Origin of the sequence: Parapedobacter flavus, assembly GCF_035818675.1 — a bacterium.
Lineage (GTDB): Bacteria > Bacteroidota > Bacteroidia > Sphingobacteriales > Sphingobacteriaceae > Parapedobacter > Parapedobacter flavus.
Window position 1 is genome coordinate 46,053 of record NZ_JAYKZZ010000009.1, and the last position, 21,135, is coordinate 67,187.

At 50.3% G+C, this 21,135-nt stretch carries 19 protein-coding genes; 11 read left to right on the forward strand and 8 right to left on the reverse strand.

From position 1 onward, the window contains the following. The first annotated feature begins 145 nt into the window (after positions 1-145). The 3 genes from U9S71_RS08310 (at position 146) to U9S71_RS08320 (ending at position 5,111) form a co-directional block, all read left to right on the forward strand. Positions 146-2,641: a DUF1549 domain-containing protein gene (locus U9S71_RS08310; RefSeq protein ID WP_326326682.1), complete on the forward strand. Its 2,496-nt coding sequence runs from the start codon at positions 146-148 to the stop codon at positions 2,639-2,641. A 7-nt stretch (positions 2,642-2,648) separates the two neighbouring features. Beyond that, on the forward strand, positions 2,649-4,067 hold the full coding sequence (locus tag U9S71_RS08315) for a DUF1501 domain-containing protein (protein ID WP_326326683.1): 1,419 nt from the start codon (positions 2,649-2,651) through the stop codon (positions 4,065-4,067). A 186-nt stretch (positions 4,068-4,253) separates the two neighbouring features. Further along, on the forward strand, positions 4,254-5,111 hold the full coding sequence (locus tag U9S71_RS08320) for a prolyl oligopeptidase family serine peptidase (RefSeq protein ID WP_326326684.1): 858 nt from the start codon (positions 4,254-4,256) through the stop codon (positions 5,109-5,111). Positions 5,112-5,134: 23 nt separating this feature from the next. Here U9S71_RS08320 and U9S71_RS08325 read toward each other — a convergent pair whose 3' ends face one another. Next, a complete protein-coding gene (locus U9S71_RS08325; protein ID WP_326326685.1) occupies positions 5,135-5,689 on the reverse strand; it encodes an NADPH-dependent FMN reductase in 555 nt (184 codons plus the stop codon). Between the two features lie 92 nt (positions 5,690-5,781). Between U9S71_RS08325 and ku the strand changes: the two genes are divergently transcribed. From ku to U9S71_RS08345, 4 genes are all read left to right on the forward strand, one after another. After that, the gene (ku, locus tag U9S71_RS08330; protein WP_326326686.1) at positions 5,782-6,534 is read left to right on the forward strand and encodes a non-homologous end joining protein Ku; all 753 of its coding nucleotides are present in this window, start codon (positions 5,782-5,784) and stop codon (positions 6,532-6,534) included. A 9-nt stretch (positions 6,535-6,543) separates the two neighbouring features. Next, positions 6,544-9,087 carry a DNA ligase D gene (gene ligD / locus U9S71_RS08335; protein WP_326326687.1) on the forward strand — a complete coding sequence of 848 codons (2,544 nt, stop codon included), beginning with the start codon at positions 6,544-6,546 and terminating at the stop codon, positions 9,085-9,087. A 95-nt stretch (positions 9,088-9,182) separates the two neighbouring features. Beyond that, complete coding sequence (locus U9S71_RS08340) at positions 9,183-9,617, forward strand: DUF1801 domain-containing protein (protein WP_326326689.1); 435 nt, start codon at positions 9,183-9,185, stop codon at positions 9,615-9,617. Between the two features lie 13 nt (positions 9,618-9,630). After that, entirely contained in the window at positions 9,631-10,518 is an 888-nt protein-coding gene (locus U9S71_RS08345) for a dienelactone hydrolase family protein (RefSeq protein WP_326326690.1), read from the forward strand. Between the two features lie 20 nt (positions 10,519-10,538). Here U9S71_RS08345 and U9S71_RS08350 read toward each other — a convergent pair whose 3' ends face one another. After that, positions 10,539-11,321 carry a sulfite exporter TauE/SafE family protein gene (locus U9S71_RS08350; protein WP_326326692.1) on the reverse strand — a complete coding sequence of 261 codons (783 nt, stop codon included), beginning with the start codon at positions 11,319-11,321 and terminating at the stop codon, positions 10,539-10,541. Positions 11,322-11,410: 89 nt separating this feature from the next. On the opposite strand from U9S71_RS08350, the gene U9S71_RS08355 reads away from it, so the two are divergent. Then, on the forward strand, positions 11,411-12,154 hold the full coding sequence (locus U9S71_RS08355) for an RluA family pseudouridine synthase (protein WP_326326694.1): 744 nt from the start codon (positions 11,411-11,413) through the stop codon (positions 12,152-12,154). Here the strand turns inward: U9S71_RS08355 and U9S71_RS08360 are convergent, their stop codons facing one another. Genes U9S71_RS08360 through purN form a run of 3 tightly spaced genes read right to left on the reverse strand, consistent with a single transcriptional unit; the run spans position 12,155 to position 15,200 of the window. Beyond that, positions 12,155-13,033, reverse strand: a complete 879-nt coding sequence (locus U9S71_RS08360) for a DUF72 domain-containing protein (RefSeq protein ID WP_326326696.1) — start codon at positions 13,031-13,033, stop codon at positions 12,155-12,157. Positions 13,034-13,046: 13 nt separating this feature from the next. Further along, positions 13,047-14,573: a bifunctional phosphoribosylaminoimidazolecarboxamide formyltransferase/IMP cyclohydrolase gene (purH, locus tag U9S71_RS08365; RefSeq protein WP_326326698.1), complete on the reverse strand. Its 1,527-nt coding sequence runs from the start codon at positions 14,571-14,573 to the stop codon at positions 13,047-13,049. Positions 14,574-14,627: 54 nt separating this feature from the next. Then, complete coding sequence (gene purN, locus U9S71_RS08370) at positions 14,628-15,200, reverse strand: phosphoribosylglycinamide formyltransferase (RefSeq protein ID WP_326326700.1); 573 nt, start codon at positions 15,198-15,200, stop codon at positions 14,628-14,630. Between the two features lie 353 nt (positions 15,201-15,553). Here purN and asnB point away from each other — a divergent pair, with 353 nt between their 5' ends. Next, positions 15,554-17,239, forward strand: a complete 1,686-nt coding sequence (gene asnB / locus U9S71_RS08375; protein ID WP_326326701.1) for an asparagine synthase B — start codon at positions 15,554-15,556, stop codon at positions 17,237-17,239. Between the two features lie 94 nt (positions 17,240-17,333). Here the strand turns inward: asnB and U9S71_RS08380 are convergent, their stop codons facing one another. After that, complete coding sequence (locus U9S71_RS08380; protein WP_326326702.1) at positions 17,334-18,077, reverse strand: 3-keto-disaccharide hydrolase; 744 nt, start codon at positions 18,075-18,077, stop codon at positions 17,334-17,336. A 31-nt stretch (positions 18,078-18,108) separates the two neighbouring features. Beyond that, a complete protein-coding gene (locus U9S71_RS08385) occupies positions 18,109-19,281 on the reverse strand; it encodes an acyl-CoA dehydrogenase family protein (protein ID WP_326326703.1) in 1,173 nt (390 codons plus the stop codon). Positions 19,282-19,520: 239 nt separating this feature from the next. On the opposite strand from U9S71_RS08385, the gene folB reads away from it, so the two are divergent. Then, on the forward strand, positions 19,521-19,910 hold the full coding sequence (gene folB / locus U9S71_RS08390) for a dihydroneopterin aldolase (protein WP_326326705.1): 390 nt from the start codon (positions 19,521-19,523) through the stop codon (positions 19,908-19,910). A 246-nt stretch (positions 19,911-20,156) separates the two neighbouring features. Continuing rightward, positions 20,157-20,594, forward strand: coding sequence for an Hsp20/alpha crystallin family protein (locus tag U9S71_RS08395; protein WP_326326706.1), 438 nt, complete (start codon positions 20,157-20,159; stop codon positions 20,592-20,594). 80 nt (positions 20,595-20,674) lie between these two features. Here the strand turns inward: U9S71_RS08395 and U9S71_RS08400 are convergent, their stop codons facing one another. Continuing rightward, the gene (locus U9S71_RS08400) at positions 20,675-21,118 is read right to left on the reverse strand and encodes an acyl-CoA thioesterase (protein ID WP_326326708.1); all 444 of its coding nucleotides are present in this window, start codon (positions 21,116-21,118) and stop codon (positions 20,675-20,677) included. Between the last annotated feature and the right edge of the window lie 17 nt (positions 21,119-21,135).

The following is a 21,135-nucleotide window of genomic DNA, read 5'->3' on the forward strand; positions in this document are numbered from 1 at the left end:
TTTTTCTTCATACTGCTTAACATCAGCATGGTTTGTTAAATGATGCTTTTCGGTACCGCTGGGGTGTGGAGCAGGAAGGTGCAGGATAGGCTCTTTCGTTATTTTTCGTTATTTAGTGAGCAGATAAAGCATTATAGACCAATCGATGATTAAACAGACGTTACCTGTAAAACCGCGGTTGTTAGCCGGTTTAGTGTTGCTGCAGTTACTTGCACATGCAGTATGCGCGCAACCCGAAGCGCCCGTGAACGAACCCGAAGCGATATGGTGGGGATGGGAATTTGTGGGGCGATTACATCCCATGTTGGTGCATTTCCCGGTTTCATTGTTGTTGATTGCCACCATCATGGAGGTTTTGACCTTCCGCCGTTTTCATTCGCAACTGCGCGTCGGCATCAATTGGCTCGTTTTTATTGGCAGTACGAGCGCCATCATCGCAGCGATATGTGGTTGGATGCTTGCGTGGTCTGGCGAATATGGAGGCGATACATTCTACGCACATCAATGGGCTGGGACCGCCACCGCGGTCTTAGGCGCCATGGCTGGGTTGCTATTATGGGCGATGGTTCGGAAGGGGCGGATGGCTTTACGCAAGGCATACCAAGTTACCTTGTTTCTTTCATCCGTAGGCGTCTTTCTCGCCGGCCATTATGGTGGATCCATTACCCACGGGCAAGACTATCTCCTTGGTGTGACACCTTGGGCGGCGGAAGATGAACAGCTGGCAGCCCTGGGCGACCCCTCAACAAACGTAGCATGGCAGTCGTTCGCCCAACTTGATACGTTGGATGAGCGACAGGAGGCCGAGTTGAATCTGGGCGTTCGCACGGTACTGGCGCACCGTTGTTTCCAATGCCATAGTAGCGACAAGATGGAAGGGAAATTGCGCCTCGACCAACGGGAGTTTGTTTTTCAGGGTGGGGAATCAGGACCGATTATCGTGCCTGGCGATGTGGAAAATAGTGAGTTGGTGCGTCGCATTACGCTGCCCCCAGGGCATAAGGAGGCCATGCCCGGAAAAGGCAAACCATTGGATGAGAATGAAATTAATTTGATCAAACTTTGGGTAGCAAAGGGTGCACCATGGCCCGAGCACATCCAAGGGATTTTTCCCGTGGCGCCGTTGGAACCGCGGCGCCCCGAACTGCCTGCAATAGCCAACGGACTGGAAAATCCCATTGATCGTTGGGTCAATGCATATTTTGGAAACAATCAATTGACATGGCCCGATGCCGTGGACGACCGGGTGTTCCTCCGCCGAATTTATTTCGACCTGATCGGATTACCACCGACGCCACAGGAACTGCGCGAATTCCAAGAAGACCGTCACCCCGATAAACGTGCGCAGGTCGCCGCCGAATTATTGGGCCGCAACGCGGATTACGCCTTGCATTGGACCACCTTCTGGAACGACCTACTACGCAACGATTATACCGGCCCGGGTTACATCACGAATGGCCGCTTCAACATTTCCGACTGGTTGTACCGGTCGCTCGCCGACAACAAACCCTACGACCAATTCGTAAAAGAACTGCTGAACCCTGATGAATCGTCAAAAGGATTCATCAAGGGCATCGCTTGGCGGGGGGCGGTCAACAGCAGCCAAACCACCGCGATGCAAGCTGCGCAGAACGTATCGCAAGCGTTGCTGGGCGTCAACCTGAAGTGTGCCTCGTGCCACGATAGCTTTGTAAGCGATTGGAAATTGGACGATGCCTACGCCTTTGCCAATATCTTCTCCGACACGACCCTTGCCATAGCACGCTGTGATATTCCCACCGGCCAAATGGCCGATACCCGGCTGCTTTGGCCCGAGTTGGGAAACATCACCAAAAATGGATCGGTCAAGGAAAAATCACGAGAACTGGCAACGCTGCTCACGCAGCCCGAAAACGGACGTTTGTACCGCACGCTGGTAAACCGGATTTGGGCACAATTGATGGGACGCGGTATCGTGGCACCCACAGACGAAATGGATAATGAGCCCTGGAGCCAGGATTTACTCGATTGGCTGGCGGTGCATTTCGTAGATAATGCTTATGATGTGAAGCATCTGCTTTACCTGATCACCACATCGGAAACCTATCAGCTTCCTTCTGTTGCCATTGCGGATCCGGCGACCATCAATAAGCCTGATTTTGTATTTACCGGCGCACTGAAAAGAAAGCTTACCGCTGAGCAGTATGCCGATGCGGTCAGCACAATCGTACATCCATTGTATCCTACGGCTTCATTGATGTACAACCCCGAAGGTGATACGACGTCGTTTGAGGAGTCGCATTCGTTTGTGCGTGCGGCACTGGTGCAAAACGATCCCTTCCTCACCGCGCTGGGCCGACCGAGCCGCGAGAATATCATTAGCGTGCGCGACGGCCAGGCGACGCTGTTGCAAGCAATGGAACTCACCAATGGGTCGTTATTGAACGAAACGTTAATAAAGGGTGCACAGGAATGGATGGCCACCCACAGAGACGCGGACGGACTGATCACCGCAGTATTTATGCAAAGCGTTGGGCGAATGCCCTCGGAAGATGAACGCGACGTATCACGTAAAATCCTCGGCGAGAAGATGGACGCCACCAGCGTACAGGATCTGCTATGGTCGGTGGTGTTATTACCCGAATTTCAATTTATTGAATAATATAGTTATGAACCGATATTACAACCGGCGGAATTTTTTGAAAACGGCAACTGCTGGCACCTTGGGCGCATTAGCCGCCGGTGCACCGCTTGCCGGCTTTCTAAATTCGTGCTCCGGAACCCAAGCGAGCGCCGACGCGGTCATCCTGCTTTGGATGGCTGGCGGCATGGCCCATACCGATACCTTCGACCCAAAGGCATACACACCGTATGAAAAAGGCTTGGATTCCAATCGGGTATTGAGCACCTTTCCATCCATTCCCACGGCATTGGATGGCATCCATTTTTCAGAAGGATTGGAATCCATTGCCTCGTTGATGGATAAGGGTACATTGATCCGTTCTTACGTGGCTGCCGATTTAGGGCATATCCTGCATTCACGGCACCAATATCATTGGCACACGTGTTACGAACCCCCTCAGACGGTTTCGGCTCCACACATCGGTGCATGGATCGCGCAGGCTCTTGGTCCCAAAAACCCGGTAATACCCCCATTTATCGATATCGGTCAACGGATGACGGTAGGCGAAGCCGAAGAACTAAAGGCTTTCCATACGGCCGGCTTCTTGGGCAGCGAATACGGACCGTTCATGATTCCCGACCCCTCCGCTGGACTAGACGCCGTAAAACCACCCGCAGGGATGTCTTTTAGCCGCTTTGAACGGCGCAACCAGTTATATAACGAGCTGTTGAACCAGCATCCGGTTGGTGACTACGGGAGCGATTACCAAAGAGAATCGTTCAAACGGTCTATGGAACAGGCATACATGCTGCTCAAATCGCCAGAGGCCAAGGCGTTCGATTTGCGGGAGGAGCCCGAGGAACAGTACGCGGTGTACAACACCGGGAAATTCGGATTGGGGTGTTTGATGGCACGGAGGCTTGTCGAACAAGGCGCACGTTTTATCAGCGTCACCACCGAGTATGAGCCATTTATGGGATGGGATACCCACGAAAATGGTCATGTACGCGTTGGTGATATGAAAAAACTCATCGATGCTCCTGTTGCTCAGCTCATCAAAGATCTCGACGAAAGTGGGCATTTAGATCGTACATTGATCGTTATTGCCAGTGAATTCAGCCGCGACATGGTGATGGAAGGGCGTCCCGGCGCCGAAGTGAAGCATCAGGTAGAGCAACCCGATGTGATTAACGATATCCGGAACTACGGTATGCACCGCCATTTTACCGATGGATGTTCGATATTAATGTTCGGCGGCGGAATTAAAAAAGGGTCGGTTTTCGGTAAAACAGCGGATGAGCGGCCGTGTAAAACCATCGAAAACCCCATCCGTATTGAGCAGATTCACCAATCGATTTACCATGCTTTGGGCATCGATCCGCAAAAACACGCGATGGTGGAGGGGAGGCCATTCTATACCACCCCTGATGGTGTACACCTGCCGGAGATGGCATTGTTTGCGTAGCTGGTGGCCATGCGTTAAAAAAATATTACGGCGGATACAATACGATCCCACCATACACGTTATTACTACAGTAAGTTTGTCTTTTCATAATTAGGTTTATAATTGGTTAGTTTTGAAGGCCTCGGTCCGCCCGGATCGAGGTTCTTCTTTTTAGGCATAACGATTGCGGTGACCTTCGAAACGCAAATGATGAATATTGTTAAAATTTCTGGAGCACTACTTGCCATCACCCTGTACCTGTCGGCGTGTACGAAAGATAAGCAGACGGAAGCATATTCCGTTGAAGAGGATGTTGTCTTGAAAGATGTGTCTTACGGCGACCACGAACAACAGCGCATGGATGTTTACCTCCCAGCGGGCAGGAACCGGAATGACACTAAAATGTTTGTATTTATCCATGGCGGAGGATGGACGGGCGGTGATAAAGGCGACCTACAGTTTACTGACGACAGTTTTCAGGCATTGAAAGCACAGTTTCCAGCGTTCGCCTTCGTGAACCTGAATTATCGGCTGGTCGCCGGCGAAGATAACCGATACCCAGCAGCTGAAAACGATGTGAAGCAGGCCATGAATTACCTGTACCGCCAATTGGAGTCTTACCAATTGTCGTCAAACACCTACCTTGCCGGCGGGAGCGCTGGTGCACACCTCGCGGCGTTACATACCTTGAAAAACAACGAGAACGATCATATAAAAGGTTGTATCGCGATTGCGGGTGTTTACGATATGGTGTCGCTCTACGAACAAGGTGGCCCGGAAGCCCGGCAGATTGTTGCGGGATTTATGGGCGGCACACCGGCCGATCAAGCCGATCGGTATGCACAAGCATCCCCCGTCAATTTCATTACGCCATCGAGTGCGAAATTCCTCCTCATGCATGGCATGGAAGATGCCTTAGTGCCGGTGTCGCAAGCTTATGAATTCCGAGATGCACTTGCAGCGCATGGCGTGGATTATACCGAATTTACGTATTCAGGCGGCCATGGTATCCCGCCCGAACATCTTGTCGAAGCATTCGAACATATCGCTGCTTTCCTACGCTAGCCTGGGCTACTCGGCACACCGGGTCAGTGAAGTTTGTTAAACCAATCGATGTAGGCGTCTACGGCCTGTTGGAGGAACGCTCGGGTTTCCTCATTTGTGAGGTTCCCGGTCTCATCAAAAGCATCTTTCATATTTGGGAGGTAGACTTCCGGCTGCTGCATGGCGGGTACGTTGAGGAACACCAAGCATTGCCGGAGGTGGTGGTTGGCGCCGAAGGCGGAGAGGTTACCGGGCGAGTTGCTGAATACGGCGCCGGGCTTTCCATTCCACATGTTCTTGCCGTAGGGGCGCGACCCAACGTCCAGCGCATTTTTCAGGACACCGGGTATCGAACGGTTGTATTCGGGGGTAACGAAAATCACACCGTCGAGCGCTCCGATCACATCCCGGAATACGGTATACGATTCGGGCACACGGTCTTCATCATCGAAATCCTGGTTATAGACAGGAAGGTCATCAAGTGGGATCATGTTGAATGCAAACCCGGAAGGTGCCATCGCGGTGATGGCGTTGGCCAGTTTCTTAGAAAACGACGCTTTGCGTAGGCTGCCTGCAATAATTCCTATGGTGTTACTCATCAGATTTTTGTTTTTTGTGTTAATCGATCATGGTTCTCCCGATTAAAGAACAAACACCACTGCCGATTGTTTACCCTTGTAAAATCAAAACGATGAGAGCCATTTGGACAGGTGCTATCGGCTTCGGCCTGGTGAACATACCCATAAAAATATACAGTGCAACCCAAGAAAATCGGCCTGATTTCGACCTGCTGGAACGGAAGTCCCTTGACCGGGTGCGGTACAAACGGGTGAACGAACGCACGGGAAAGGAAGTAGACTGGGATGATATCGTGAAAGGTCATTACCTGAAAGATCGGTATATTGTGGTGGAAGATGCAGATTTCGAAGAGGCAAGCCCCGAGAAGACGAAGACCATCAACCTGCAGTCGTTCGTTAATGAGTCGGCCATCGATAGCGTCTATTTTGAAACGCCGTATTACCTGAGCCCGCAGAAAGGCGGTGAGAAGGCCTATTCACTGCTGTACCGTGCACTGGCCAAAACAAAAAAGGCGGCGCTCTCTACCTTTGTGATGCGTAGCACCGAGAGTCTGGCCATAATAAGGCCACATGATAAGCTTTTGTTGCTTAACCGCCTCCGTTTCCATGAGGAAATCCGGCCGGCATCAGATGCAGGCATTACCCTTTCAACGGTTTCGAAAGCCGAAATGGACATGGCGGTGAAGCTGATCAAGCAACATACCGGTGATTTCAATGTGGAGGACTACCGCGACGAATACAGCAAGGAGCTGATGAAACTCATCCGCGCGAAGGCCAAGGGCAAACGGCCTACGGTGAGGAAACTCAAAAAGAAGCCCAAAGCATCAACGGATCTGCTGGAGCAACTGAAAGCAAGCCTTGGATAATACGGACACATGGCACTCACAGCGTACAAGAAAAAGCGCCGGTTAAATGAAACCCCCGAGCCGGCCGGAGGAAAGGCTTCCGCCGCGCAACTCCGGTTCGTGGTGCAAAAACACCATGCCTCGCGGCTGCACTATGATTTTAGGCTGGAACTTCGGGGCGTATTAAAGAGTTGGGCCGTGCCCAAGGGACCATCCCTCAATCCTGAAGATAAGCGACTGGCCATGGAGGTTGAAGATCACCCCTACAATTATAAGAACTTCGAAGGTATTATACCCAAAGGCAATTACGGAGCCGGCACCGTGATCGTTTGGGATGAAGGGACGTATGAGCCAGTCGAAAGCAATGGCGATAAAAAAGCCATGGAGAAAGAACTGATGAAGCAATGGAAGGCAGGGTCGCTCAAAGTCGTTTTGAAGGGTAAAAAGCTACAGGGTGAGTTCGCATTGGTGAAGATGAAGGGGAAGGAAGAAAATGCCTGGCTGCTTATCAAGCATAAGGATCAGTATGCCACCGACACAGACATTACGCAGAAAGAAAAATCGGTGGTTTCCAAACTGACAATCGACCAAGTGGCCGCCGCGGGGAGCAAGGAAGGGACTAAAACCCCTTTCCCGAAATCCATATCGCCCATGCTGGCTACGCTCGTTGACGAACCATTCGATAACCCCGACTGGGAATATGAGGTGAAATGGGACGGCTATCGTGCCTTGGCGTTCCGCCACGGAAAACAAACGGCACTGAAGTCGCGCAACAACAAGTCTTTTGCCGATAAATTTTACCCGATTTTTGAGGCCATAAAAGCGTGGGATATTGACGCTGTGGTAGACGGAGAAATTGTAGCCGTTACGGATGGTGGGATTTCCAATTTCAATAAATTACAGAATTGGCGCAGCGAAGCAGATGGCGAGCTTTTGTATTATGTGTTTGACTTACTGTGGTGTGACGGCAAAGATACGACAGCATTGCCGTTTTCGCAACGGAAAGCACTACTCCAGCGTCTGGTACCGGCAACGGGAATTATCCGGAGCGGCTATAGCGTCGATGCGGAGGGGATGGCGTTTTTCGAAGCCGCGGGTAAACTCGGGCTAGAAGGCATTATCGCCAAACGCTCCGACAGCATCTACCGTCCCGGCGAGCGAACAAGGGATTGGCTGAAAATCAAACTGCAAAAGCGGCAGGAAGTGGTGATTGGCGGCTTTACGCGAAATGCGGGAACATCGAAACCTTTTAGCTCCCTGTTGTTGGGCGTGTTTGATGGAAAAGATTTCAAATATGCCGGAAAAGTCGGCACCGGCTTCAAAGATGCCGAACAGCGTGAAATGCTGCAGTTGTTCAAACCGCTGGTCCGCAAAACCAGTCCGTTTGCAACTACGCCCGACCCCAATAAACCGTCGCGGTTCAGACCTCATCCACCGCATGCAGAGGCGACGTGGCTAAGCCCCAAAATCGTGTGTGAAATCCACTACACGGAGGTGACCGACGAGGGGGTCTTCAGGCACCCGGCATTTATTGCGCTGCGCGAGGACAAAGACCCCAAAACGGTGGTGATGGAAAAAGAGATTGTTATGGATAAGGCGAACGGAAAATCAGCAATGATGGTAAAGGAAGCGCCAAACCGCGGGAGGCGCACGCTATTGAACCCCTCGGAAAAGACGCAGGTGCGGAAAGTGAACGGCAATGAGCTGAAATTCACGAACCTCCAAAAGGTATTCTGGCCAAAAGCGGGATATACGAAAGGCGACATGCTCAACTATTACCGGCAGGTGGCGAAATACATACTCCCTTATCTGAAAGACCGTCCCCAGTCGCTCAACCGGTTCCCCAATGGCATCGACGGGAAGAGTTTTTACCAGAAAGACGTAACGGGAAAAGTGCCGGCATGGGTGGAGAAATATCCCTATAAAGCGGAAGGTGAGCGGAAACGCAAGCACTACATGCTTTGCAATAATGAGGCGGCACTGCTCTATATGGCCAACCTGGCAGCTGTTGAGATGAACCCCTGGAGCAGCACAATCCATAAACCCGACAACCCCACGTGGTGCCTGCTGGACCTCGACCCTGATAAAACCAATACTTTCGACCAGGTGATCGAGGTGGCCAATGCCATCCACGCTTTTTTAGAAGATATCGCCGTACCTTCGTATTGCAAGACCTCTGGTTCGACCGGATTGCATATCTACATTCCCCTGGGTGCGAAATACACCTATGACCAGTCGCAGCTCTTCGCCCGCTGGGTAGCCAACGAAGTGGATACGACCTTGGATTTTACCAGCGTGGAGCGAATGACCGATAGGCGGCGTGGGAAGGTGTATATCGATTTCCTGCAAAACCGGCCGTCGGCCACATTAGCCGCTCCCTATTCCCTTCGACCAAAGCCGGGTGCTACTGTATCGATGCCGCTTCACTGGGAAGAGGTTAAGAAAGGGATAAAAATAAGCGATTTCACCATCGCTAATGCGCTGGATCGCATCCGTTCAGAAGGCGACTTATTCAAGCCGGTGCTCGGCAGGGGGATCAACCTCAAGAAATTGCTTAAAGATTTGCAAAAATAAGGTAAAATCTCCGCTATGTTGTTTTTTAGTTACTTTTATACACACGTTCGCAGTTCCTGCTCAAACGGGCAAGACGCGACAAACCAACGGATACCATGGCAGAACTGAAAACAAAACCTACGGAGGCCGATGTACACGCATTTATCAACGCGTTCGTCGATTCCGAGCAGAAGCGTAAAGATAGCTTTGAATTGCTAGATCTGATGCGTGAATTTACAGGGTATGAACCCCAAATGTGGGGGGCTTCCATGATCGGATTCGGCAGCTACCATTATAAGTCGGAGCGAAGCCGACAGGAAGGAGACTGGCCACTCGTTGGTTTTTCGCCCCGGAAGGCAGCCATCTCGCTCTATGTCTATACGGGCAGTCCAGAACATGCGCATCTGCTCGACGACTTGGGGAAGTTTAAGATGGGCAAAGCCTGTATTTACGTGAAAAAGTTGGCGGATATCAATCAGGCCGCGCTTCGGAGATTGATGGACGCTACGATTGATTTCCTGCAATCGAAATACGGAAAAATTAACAGCTAAACAGCGAGAAACCATGCAACAGCTAAAAAAAGAAGACATTAAGCAAGAGGTTTTTGATCTCTACGATGATTACGCACACAACCGGTTGTCGCGGCGCGATTTCATGCAGCGGCTGTCGGCCTATGCCGGTGGGGCCGTTACCGTGCCTGCGCTCATGAGCTTCTTGATGCCCAACTATCAGGAACGCATCCAGGTTAAGGCAGGCGATCCGCGGATCACCGAAGTTTACGTCGATTATCCCTCGCCGAAAGGCGGCGGCACCATCAAAGGATTGTTGTGCATGCCGAAAGGTAACAGCCAGCCGCTGGGTGGCGTGGTGGTGGTACACGAAAACCGGGGATTGAATCCGCACATCGAAGACGTGGGACGTAGGGCGGCGTTGGCGGGGTTTGTTAGTCTCGCCCCAGACGCATTGACACCATTGGGAGGTTATCCGGGCACCGATGATGAGGGCCGCGAAATGCAAAGTAAACGTGATCGCAACGAGATGCTCGAAGATTTCATCGCGGCAGCGGCATTTCTGAAACAACAGGACTCGTGTAATGGCAACATTGGCGTGGTGGGATTCTGTTTCGGTGGGTGGATCTCCAATATGATGGCCGTCCGCGTGCCTGACCTGAAGGCGGCTGTGCCATTTTACGGCGGTCAGCCCGCTACCGAAGACGTGCCGAAAATTCAGGCCCCGCTCCAGTTGCACTATGCCGAGCTGGATACCCGCGTGAACGAAGGATGGCCAGCTTACGAACAGGCGCTGAAGACGAATGATAAAGCATACACCATGTACATGTATGCGGAAGCCAACCACGGTTTCCACAACGATACCACACCGCGGTTTGACCCGGAAGCGGCAACGCTAGCGTGGCAGCGGACGGTGGATTTTTTTAAGAAGTTCCTTACGTAACGCGCGGCAAGACATCGCGGTTAAAAAAGCAGGAATAGGGTGGATATCACCGTCAATGCAATCATGGCCGTTTTGAACGTACGTTCAGGCAGGATGTGCACAATACGGATGCCGAGTATGCCGCCGATCAGGATAAACGGTAGTGCGGTGAGGTCGAGAAGGAGGCTATTCCAGGAGAGGTTGTCCCATACGAAAGCTTGCAGCGGGATCTTGAGGTAGTTGAGAGTCATGATAAACCACGCCCCGGTCGCCACAAAAGCAAACTTCGGCAGCCGAAGTGCAAGCAGATACACAACGAGGAGTGGGCCGGCAGCATTTCCAATCATGGTCGAAAATCCCAGTAGAAAACCCATCACTGGCGCAAACCACGGCGACTCAGTGAGGGCATAAGCCCGTTCGGGATGCCTTGTGGCCACCATGGTGATGATGCCCACAAGGATACAGACCCCCATCATCACCTTGAAGCCCGATTGGGGAATGAGATGCCCGGCCATAAGAGCCACCACCACCCCCAGCAATGCCCAAGGCATGGGTTTGAGTACCAAATCGCGATGGAATTTTTTGCGGTAGTAGATGACAGCCAGTAAATCGGCCATGCATAGCATGGGCAGCACGATGCCTGTGGACGCTTTCGCCCCGAAAAGGAGGGCGAATATCGGCACCGTAAACGTTCCGATATTCGGTACCCCTGTTTTAGACATGCCAATGAGTATGGCGCAGCTGAGAAAGATGGCCCATTCGAGTGGTCCCTGCAGGAACCCGGAAAAATCAGGCATCCCCATCCATGTCAAAAATAACGGCATAGTTGTCCATTCAGCAAAGATAGCCTTTCTGGTGGAATGGGGATGGAATAGGTTTTCCGTTGTCGTTACGAATACGTAATTTTGCCCGCATGAATAACCACGATGGCTATACACCCAAGTTGCCGCAGTTTGCAGAACAGATCATCTTCGAAGATGACAACCTGATCGTGATCAACAAACCTCCTTTTCTGGCATCGCTGGATGAACGCGAAGGAGGCGAACCCAGTGTGTTGCGTTTGGCTAAAAAGTATCATTCCGATGCCCAAGTGTGCCACCGGCTGGACAAGGAAACATCTGGCCTGCTGCTCATTGCCAAAAACCCGGAAACCTACCGGCTGGTATCCATAGAATTTGAACGCCGGCGCGTTACCAAAATATACCATGCGATCATCGGCGGTACCCATGTATTTGAAGATGTACTGGTTGATCTGCCCATACTCAACCTGGGCAATAAAAACGTGACGATAGACCGTGCCAATGGCAAACGGGCCGAAACCTATTTCAACTCGCTCCGTTATTTTAAAAACTTCACCTTGGTGGAATGCCGTCCCGTGACGGGAAGGATGCACCAGATACGCATACACCTAGCCACGCAACAAGCAGCCATTGTGGGCGATGCTATGTACCATGGCAAACCGGCATACCTGTCGCAGGTCAAGAAACGCGGATTTACGCTGGGGCGAGGAAAGGAAGAGCAGCCGATTATGCGGCGCTTTGCGTTGCACGCAAAAGAATTAAACCTTACTGTAGGCGATAAGCCCTATCATTTCGAAGCGCCATACCCCAAAGACTTCGCTACGTTACTCCGCCAATTGGAGAAATACGACGATTGATTAAGGGAAGAGCTTGCTGTCGGGGCCCCTTACCTCGAGTCCAAGCGCCTCATTGAGCCGATCGATAAAATAGGTGGAAAGGAGGGGGGATTCGACTTCAATATTTTGGTGAACAAAAAAGTAGAGCGACTGCAATCCAGCGTCTCGCAATTCTTTGATGCGGGCAACCCAATCATCCAGCCGGTTCTTATCCGTTGGGTGATTGGCGCCTACATAGCGGACGAAAGCTGTAGGCGTGGTGAGGCGCATGTGCAGCATGTCCCGCCGCCCCGCCGTATCCACAAGTACATTTGCAGTTCTTCCTTCTTCCAGCAGACTATATAATTTTTGGCTAGTGGGAGCGTCAGCGAACCATTCCGCATTCCGTACTTCAACCGCCAATGGTACAGATTTCGAAAACTTCTTGACGAACGTCGCCAATCGATCAAAATCTTTCGGTTTGAAGTTGTCATGCAACTGGAGGAAACTTACACCCAGCTTCTCCTCGAATAATGCGATCGCATCAGCGAATGTGGTCATTTTCTCATCTACATTGAGCAAACGGCCATAGTGACTGATGGATTGCGGAACCTTTGGGAAAAATTTGAAATCAGCGGGGGTTTTGGCTTTCCAGGTCTCCACCTGCTGCTTGTCGGGCGAGTTGTAGAACGTACCGTTCAACTCGATGCTGTTGAATTGCGTAGCGTAATAGGTCAACTCGTCTTTGGTACCCCGCGGATAGAATCCTTTGAGATCCTGCCTGTTCCATTTAGCGCAACCCACATACACTGCCAACGGCTTGGTGGGCTTTTTCTTGCCCAATAAGGCCAGCGTATCCGGGTGGGTGGGCGGCAAGGTGAAATCTATCGCTTCCGGATTTTCAACGCTTCCGAATTTCATAACCGAGTTGTTTTTAATGTTTAAAATGCCGTACGCCGGTAATCACCATCGCTACGCCTTTATTGTTGGCCATTTCCACCGATTCCTTGTCGCGGATAGATCCACCGGGTTGGGCTACAGCTGTTATACCCGCTTCGGCTGCAATCTCTACACAGTCGGGAAACGGGAAGAATGCATCGGAGGCCATTACCGCCCCGTGGAGGTCAAAACCAAAGGATTTAGCTTTTTCAATAGCCTGTTTCAGCGCGTCTACGCGCGAGGTTTGGCCCACGCCGCTCGCTGACAGCTGACCATCTTTGACCAGTACAATGGTATTGGATTTCGTGTGTTTAACAATTTTATTGGCAAAGAAAAGGTCGTCCAGTTCCCGCTCGGTAGGAACCTTGTCCGTAACTGTCTGCATCTGCTCAGGACCCTCTATAACGGCATCCTTATCCTGCTCGATCACGCCGTTGAGCAACGTTTTGAACTGGCTTTTGGGAAGTGTCGTTTCTTTACGTTGCAGCAAGATCCGGTTTTTCTTATTGGTGAGTATGCGTAATGCCGATTCACCGTAGGCCGGTGCGATTAATACCTCGAAGAAAAGTTTGTTGATTTCGGTGGCCGTTTGCTCATCAATTTCACCGTTGCAGATAAGCACACCGCCAAATGCCGATACCGGATCGCAAGCCAGCGCATCTTCCCATGCTGTGAGCAACTCCGAACGGGTGGCAACGCCACAGGCATTCGTATGTTTAAGTATGGCGAAGGTCGGCTTTTCAAATTCATCAATGAGTGCCACCGCAGCATCCACATCCACCAAATTGTTGTACGATAGTTCCTTTCCGTTCAGTTTATCGAACAACGCTTCCAAATCGCCGTAGAAAATTCCTTTCTGATGGGGGTTCTCGCCGTAGCGGAGCACCTGTGCCCGCTGCTCACTTTTTTTGAATACCTGTAGCGGCTCCTTTTGGTTAAAGTAATTGAATATCGCCGAGTCGTAATGTGACGATACGTTGAATGCACGTTTTGCCAGTTCCTTCCGATGGTCAACGAAAGTATAACCCTCGTTCTCGGCGAGGATATCTTCAAGGTATTGATAGTCATCTTTGGAGGCAATGATGGCCACATCGTTGAAGTTTTTGGCTGCCGCGCGGATAAGCGAGATGCCACCAATATCTATTTTTTCGATGATATCCTGCTCAGACGCGCCCGATGCGACGGTTTCTTCGAAAGGATAGAGGTCTACGATGACCAGGTCGATTTCGGGAATTTCGTATTCCTGCAATTGCTGGCTATCAGCCTCCAAGGGCCTCCGCGACAGGATGCCGCCGAACACCTTGGGGTGGAGGGTCTTCACGCGTCCACCCAAGATGGAAGGGTAACCGGTGAGGTCTTCCACGGGAACGACATCGTGGCCCAGCTCGCGGATAAATGTTTCCGTGCCACCGGTAGAATAAAAGGTGACACCTTGCTTGTTCAATAGGTTAATTAAAGGTGCAAGGCCATCTTTGTAGTATACGGAGACCAGTGCATTTTTGATTTTTACGGGATGGCTCATTCGCTATTCAGCTATTTAGTTTATGAGCCGCAAAGATAATAAAAATCCCGTCGGTCACATTTTCTTCAGTAGGCTTTCGATGACTTTTGGGTAATGGAGATGCTCCAGTTGCTGGCCCTTGAACTTAATGACTTCTAAATTGTCTGTAGATTCTATGCGGAAACGGCCTTGATAGATGACTTCTCCCTCATCGAAACGCTCATTGACAAAATGGATAGTGATGCCCGATTCCTCCTCGCCGGCGTCAAGGACGGCTTGGTGTACTCGGTCGCCGTACATCCCCTTACCACCATAGGCAGGCAGCAAAGCCGGATGGATGTTGATGATTTTATTGGGGTATTTTGCCAATAGGTTTTTGGGAACCAACCACAGAAATCCTGCAAGGACGATCAAATCAATCTGGAGTCGGACGAGAAGGTCAACGATTTCATCCGTTTCATATAATACGTGCCGATCGAAAATATGGGTAGGCACCTCGAAATTGTCTGCACGCTGGAGTACATAGGCGTCCGGATTGTTAGTGAGCACCAAAGCAACTTCGGCTCGGTCGTCGTATTTGAAGTGTTCCATGATTTTCTGGGCATTCGACCCAGACCCTGAAGCAAAAATAGCGATTCGTTTCTTCACGTTTTTTTGTTGAATTGATGTATTCTCCAGCAGAATGCACCCAAACTTAATAAAGTTTGCTAAATAAAACAAGACAAACGATTATCTTTGGGCGCTGCAAAAATAGTGTTTATATTGTGGTCGACCAATAATTGCAGTAAGCCCATGAATCCTTCTAGCATGCAACACCTCGCCTGCGAAGGTTATATATTAAAATTGTGACAGCACACCCCAAGTTTTATTAATATAATTATTTAAATAATCTCATTTTTTTGAAAAAATGATTAAAAAAAATAGTTTTTGTTGCGAATGTCAATATTTTATGCGTTACTTTGCAACATTAGCAATAATGAATATTTAACTGTATTACATTTATGTGTGGAATCATTGGAGCTTTTGACTTGAAAACAAAGTCGGAAGAATTGCGCCCCCAAGTATTGAAGATGTCGAAGCGGATTCGCCATCGTGGACCGGACTGGTCGGGGATATATAGCTCAGACCGGGCTATCCTTGCGCATGAACGTTTAGCAATCGTTGATCCGAAATCTGGCCAACAGCCACTGTACAGCTCGAATCGTAATATCGTGCTCGCGGTGAACGGCGAGATATATAATCACCAACAGTTGCGGAATGAGCTATCCAATTATGGTTTTTCCACACAGGTGGACAGTGAGGTGATTTTGGCGCTATACGCGCAAAAAGGACCACGCTTCATCGAAGATTTGAACGGGATTTTTGCGTTTGCGCTTTACGATGTTGAAAACGATGCTTATTTGGTAGCCCGTGATCATATGGGAATCATCCCGCTATATATGGGTTGGGACGAAGCAGGTACGTTTTATGTGGCGTCTGAGCTGAAGGCGCTGGAGGGCTTCTGCAGTCGGATCGAAACATTTCCTCCGGGGCATTACCTGTATAGTAAGGAAAGCCACACGCCGCAGAAGTGGTACACCCGCGATTGGGAACAATACGATGCCGTGAAGGATAACGTGACTGATATCGATTTGTTACGTAAAGGGCTGGAGGACGCCGTGCACCGGCAGTTGATGTCTGATGTGCCTTATGGGGTATTGCTCTCGGGCGGACTGGATTCGTCGGTAATTGCCGCTGTGACGAAGAAGTTTGCATCGCGACGGGTGGAGTCTAACGATCAGGAAAAGGCATGGTACCCACGGCTGCATTCGTTCGCGGTGGGGTTGGAGGGCTCGCCGGACCTGATTGCGGCAAAGAAGGCTGCCGACCACATCGGCACGATTCACCATGAAATCAACTTTACCATACAAGAAGGGCTCGATGCGGTTCGCGATGTGATTTACCACTTAGAAACCTATGATGTAACGACCATCCGGGCATCGACACCCATGTACCTCCTCGCACGGGTTATCAAATCAATGGGTATCAAAATGGTGTTATCTGGCGAAGGGTCCGACGAGTTATTTGGTGGTTACCTATATTTTCATAAAGCACCGAATGCCAAGGAGTTTCATGAAGAAACTGTCCGAAAGCTGGGTAAATTGCACCTCTACGATTGTTTACGTGCAAACAAATCGCTGGCAGCATGGGGTGTAGAGGGGCGTGTACCATTCTTAGATAAGGAGTTTATGGACATCGCCATGCGCCTGAACCCCGAAGACAAGATGATCCGTGAGGGGCGGATGGAAAAATGGGTAGTTCGGAAAGCATTTGAGGATTACTTACCAGAGAGTATTGCTTGGCGACAAAAAGAGCAGTTTTCCGATGGCGTAGGATACAGTTGGATCGACACCCTGAAAAAGCAAGCTGAGGAGCGCGTCAGCGATGCTGAATTAGCGGGGGCGGCGGACCGGTTCCCCGTTAATCCGCCGCAAAACAAAGAGGAATACCTGTACAGGTCAATTTTCACGGAGCATTTTCCTTCAGCCGCTGCGGCGGTAACGGTACCATCCGTTAAATCCGTAGCGTGCAGCACGCCTGAAGCGTTGGCATGGGATGCATCTTTCCAGAACTTGAACGATCCGTCTGGCCGGGCAGTGGCCAGCGTACATAACGAAAGCTACGAAAAAACGATTGTCAATTTTTAATGGTTAATTTTTAATTGTCAATTATAGAAGAAAGGGCTGGAAAACATTGAGTTTTCCGGCCCTTTCCGCATATTAACCATTGACCATTAACTAATCACAACGGCCTGATCCAGATGTTACGGAAACTTACCGGATTGCCATGGTCTTGCAATACGATAGGGCCCGGGCCATGCGCTTTGTATTTAGGAAGGCCGATGTATTCGGTTGGACCGTCCAGTTCTACGTTGTTCTGTACCAGTACGCCGTTGTGCAATACGGTAACCCGTGCTTTGCTGATTAAAATGCCTTCCGCATTGAACCTCGGAGCGGTCCAAATGATATCATATTTTTGCCATTCGCCAGGCGCTTTAGTCGCGTTGACGAGCGGGATACGCTGTTTATAGAGGCTTGCCGCCTGTCCATTGGAGTATGTACGGTTATTATAACTGTCCAATACTTGCACTTCATATAACCCCTGCATAAAAATACCGCTATTGCCGCGCCCTTGTCCGTCACCAACGATTTCTGCGGGCGACCGCCACTCCACATGGAGCTGGTAATCGGTGAATTGCTGCTTGGTTTGGATAGCCCCTTTGCCGCGCACCACCGTGAAAGCCCCATCGGCTACTTCCCATTCGGCGGGGGAAGACCCATCCTTTTGGCTCACCCATTGATTGAGAGAGGAACCGTCGAACAGCACGATGGCGTCCGACGGCGCCTTATTAGGGGAAGTAGTGACCACACGGGGTTCCGGCTCCCACACTTCGGTTTCTTCCGGTTTCATGTTTGATTGCTGTGCTAAGACCGGTAGCGTGAGTAGTACGGCCGCCCCGGCAATGATAACTGATTTTGTATACATACTTATTTTTAAATAATGATTAAAGACAAGATTAACCAAACGCATCAATTCCTGTGATATCCATCCCCGTGATGAGCAGGTGCACATCATGTGTGCCTTCATAGGTGATCACCGATTCCAGGTTCATCATGTGTCGCATAATGGGATATTCGCCGGTGATACCCATGGCACCCAATATTTGACGGGCTTCTCGGGCAACATGCAAGGCAGTCGCTACGTTATTGCGCTTGGCCATCGAAATCTGCGCCGGCGTAGCGCGATTTTCATTTTTGAGTTGCGCAAGCCGCCATACGAGCAATTGCCCTTTTGTGATCTCGGTGAGCATCTCGGCAAGTTTTTTTTGCTGCAATTGAAAGCCTGCGATGGGCCGGCCGAACTGCTCGCGTTGTTTGGCGTAGCGCAAAGCCGTGTCGTAGCAATCCATGGCCGCGCCCAAAGCGCCCCATGCGATGCCATACCGCGCCTGGTTGAGGCAACTGAGTGGTCCGCGCATACCGGTTACCCCCGGAAGGATATTTGATTTTGGCACACGTACGTTATCGAGTACGAGTTCACCGGTAGCGGAAGCCCGCAGGCTCCATTTATTGTGCGTTTCAGGCGTGGTGAAACCTTCCATTCCCCGTTCCACGATCAGTCCTTGTACCTTGCCTTCAGGACTTTTGGCCCACACCAACGCGATGTCCGCAAACGGTGCGTTTGATATCCACATCTTTGACCCATTCAATAGCACAGTATTGCCATCATCTTCGAAATGGGCGAGCATACTGCTGGGGTCTGATCCATGATTAGGCTCCGTGAGGCCGAAACACCCTAACAGTTCACCGTTGGCTAGCTTAGGTAGGAAGCGTTGCTTTTGCTCATCGCTCCCGTACGCATAGATGGGATACATCACGAGCGATCCTTGCACGGATGCCGTGGAGCGGATGGCTGAGTCGCCGCGCTCCAGTTCCTGCATCATGATGCCGTAAGCCAGGTAATCCAGCCCGGCACCCCCATGATTCCCTGGGATGGTAGGGCCAAACAGGCCTAATTGGGCCATACCGGGGAGCAGTTGTTTTGGGAATTCCGCCCGCTGGGCATACGCCTCGATTAAGGGCGTAAGCTCACTATTTACCCATTGCCTCACGCTGTTGCGGATAAGCAGGTGTTCGTCGCTGATGAGTTCGTCTAGCAGGTAATAATCCGGTGCAGTATATTGGCCCATCCATCATCTATTTGATGCACAATTATAGCGATAATATCTGGCTTTACGAATATCCCTATCGTCATCCCGGCATCCCTTGTTCCCTACGGTTTCCCTATAGGTATCCGACAAAGTGCCGTGTTTTAGCGTTTTTTCCGAGGTACGGTGAGATATCACAGGGATAGGGCAGGGATATCGCCACTATAACGTCATCAAGTTCGCCTGCGTTTAATTTAATCTAGGTTTGTACCTTTGTGGTTATGGGAAAGATTCATCAACAAGTGGCAGTTGCCGATGCACGCTTTTTTGCGTATCACGGTTATTACCCCGAGGAGCAGGTGCTCGGCAACGAATTTTCGGTCGATATCTGTGTCGCGTTCAATCGGGAGGACCGCGAAACAGCCGATGAATTGCAGTACACCGTTAACTACGAGCTGCTTTACCATATTGCAAAAGCCGAGATGCAGCAGCCCCGTAAATTGTTGGAGACGGTAGCCGAATCGATACTACGCCGTGTGCGAACCGATTTCCCTTTCGTTTCGGATATCGAAGTAAGCGTTACCAAACACAATCCACCTTTCGGTGGCGACGGTGCCAACGCCCGTGTAGTGCTTAAGTGGGAAGCCGCTTCTCCCGGTGATGTAGCGTAGCGGTCCACCTCATCTGTTATAGACCGGCTATTTCCTTTGCCGTTCTGCGGTTAGCGATTGCTGCAAGATGCTCGGATCTCATGGTACGGAAATTATGACCTTGAAACTCTTGATTACAAGACAAAATGTCATTGAGTGTTTGGTGAATAATGACACAAAGTCATTAAAATCTTTTTTTTCTCCGTTGGTATATAATTTGGAAGGTTGGTATCGAAGTCAAAAACAAAAGATATAGGAGGATAAAAAATGACACTGGTAAAATTTTCTGGAAACAAAAACAGGGGAGTAGATAACTGGGTAAACGATTTTTTCAACCCAATTTTCAACGATTCATTCTTGTCGGACCGCTTTACTTCCCGCGTTCCCGCTGTGAATGTGGCGGAAACGAGCGAAGCGTTTCACATTGAGCTGGCAGCGCCAGGCTTGGAAAAAGGTGATTTCAAAATCAACGTCGACAAGGACGTATTGACCATTTCCGCCGAGAAAAAAGTGGAGAGCACCGACGATAGTAAGAAATACAGTAAACGTGAGTACAGCTACACTTCTTTCAATCGATCATTCACCTTGCCCGAAAGCATTGACCACAACAGCATCGATGCCAACTACAAAGACGGTGTGTTGAGCGTGGCTATCGGTAAGAAAGAAGAAGCCAAAGTAGCTTCACGGTTGATTGAAGTGAACTAAAAAAATCGGCGAAACGATGAATGGTGATTCAACCATTCTAAAAACCCATGGTGCATTCCATGGGTTTTTTTGTTGCCCTGTTAGGTAGTTGTTTCTTCATAGTCCCCACCTTTGGGCAGGTGGGTGACGATGGCTTGCCATTCTTCCGGTAATACGGTAAGCTTCCGTTTTTCGATATCCATCCAAGCCCCGTCTACCGTCACCACTGCGCATTTCGTTCCATCCGAACGGTAAATCTCGTGCCGAAATGAAAACCGGGAGTTGACGGTATTGTATTTCGTCATCACGACAGTTACTTTTACTTCGTCATTGAGGTGTACCTCGCGTAGGTATACCAGTTCCTCACGGAAAAGTATAGGGCCGATATTCATTTCCGCGATTTTGTCGAGCGAAAGCCCCGTATCCCGCAGCATATTGCTCCTCGCCTGGGCGCAGAGATCGGCATAGGCAGAGTGGCGTAGGTGCCGATTGGCATCGATCTGTGCCCATATTATTTGTCCCGCGTAGAATACATTTTCTTCCATAACCCAAACATACCAAT

Bases quoted from the DNA above. Each gene is read 5' to 3' on its own strand.
- U9S71_RS08310 (WP_326326682.1), top strand. From the start codon at position 146: ATGATTAAACAGACGTTACCTGTAAAACCGCGGTTGTTAGCCGGTTTA.
- U9S71_RS08315 (WP_326326683.1), top strand. From the start codon at position 2,649: ATGAACCGATATTACAACCGGCGGAATTTTTTGAAAACGGCAACTGCT.
- U9S71_RS08320 (WP_326326684.1), top strand. From the start codon at position 4,254: ATGATGAATATTGTTAAAATTTCTGGAGCACTACTTGCCATCACCCTG.
- U9S71_RS08325 (WP_326326685.1), bottom strand. From the start codon at position 5,689: ATGAGTAACACCATAGGAATTATTGCAGGCAGCCTACGCAAAGCGTCG.
- ku (WP_326326686.1), top strand. From the start codon at position 5,782: ATGAGAGCCATTTGGACAGGTGCTATCGGCTTCGGCCTGGTGAACATA.
- ligD (WP_326326687.1), top strand. From the start codon at position 6,544: ATGGCACTCACAGCGTACAAGAAAAAGCGCCGGTTAAATGAAACCCCC.
- U9S71_RS08340 (WP_326326689.1), top strand. From the start codon at position 9,183: ATGGCAGAACTGAAAACAAAACCTACGGAGGCCGATGTACACGCATTT.
- U9S71_RS08345 (WP_326326690.1), top strand. From the start codon at position 9,631: ATGCAACAGCTAAAAAAAGAAGACATTAAGCAAGAGGTTTTTGATCTC.
- U9S71_RS08350 (WP_326326692.1), bottom strand. From the start codon at position 11,321: ATGCCGTTATTTTTGACATGGATGGGGATGCCTGATTTTTCCGGGTTC.
- U9S71_RS08355 (WP_326326694.1), top strand. From the start codon at position 11,411: ATGAATAACCACGATGGCTATACACCCAAGTTGCCGCAGTTTGCAGAA.
- U9S71_RS08360 (WP_326326696.1), bottom strand. From the start codon at position 13,033: ATGAAATTCGGAAGCGTTGAAAATCCGGAAGCGATAGATTTCACCTTG.
- purH (WP_326326698.1), bottom strand. From the start codon at position 14,573: ATGAGCCATCCCGTAAAAATCAAAAATGCACTGGTCTCCGTATACTAC.
- asnB (WP_326326701.1), top strand. From the start codon at position 15,554: ATGTGTGGAATCATTGGAGCTTTTGACTTGAAAACAAAGTCGGAAGAA.
- U9S71_RS08380 (WP_326326702.1), bottom strand. From the start codon at position 18,077: ATGTATACAAAATCAGTTATCATTGCCGGGGCGGCCGTACTACTCACG.
- U9S71_RS08385 (WP_326326703.1), bottom strand. From the start codon at position 19,281: ATGGGCCAATATACTGCACCGGATTATTACCTGCTAGACGAACTCATC.
- folB (WP_326326705.1), top strand. From the start codon at position 19,521: ATGGGAAAGATTCATCAACAAGTGGCAGTTGCCGATGCACGCTTTTTT.
- U9S71_RS08395 (WP_326326706.1), top strand. From the start codon at position 20,157: ATGACACTGGTAAAATTTTCTGGAAACAAAAACAGGGGAGTAGATAAC.
- U9S71_RS08400 (WP_326326708.1), bottom strand. From the start codon at position 21,118: ATGGAAGAAAATGTATTCTACGCGGGACAAATAATATGGGCACAGATC.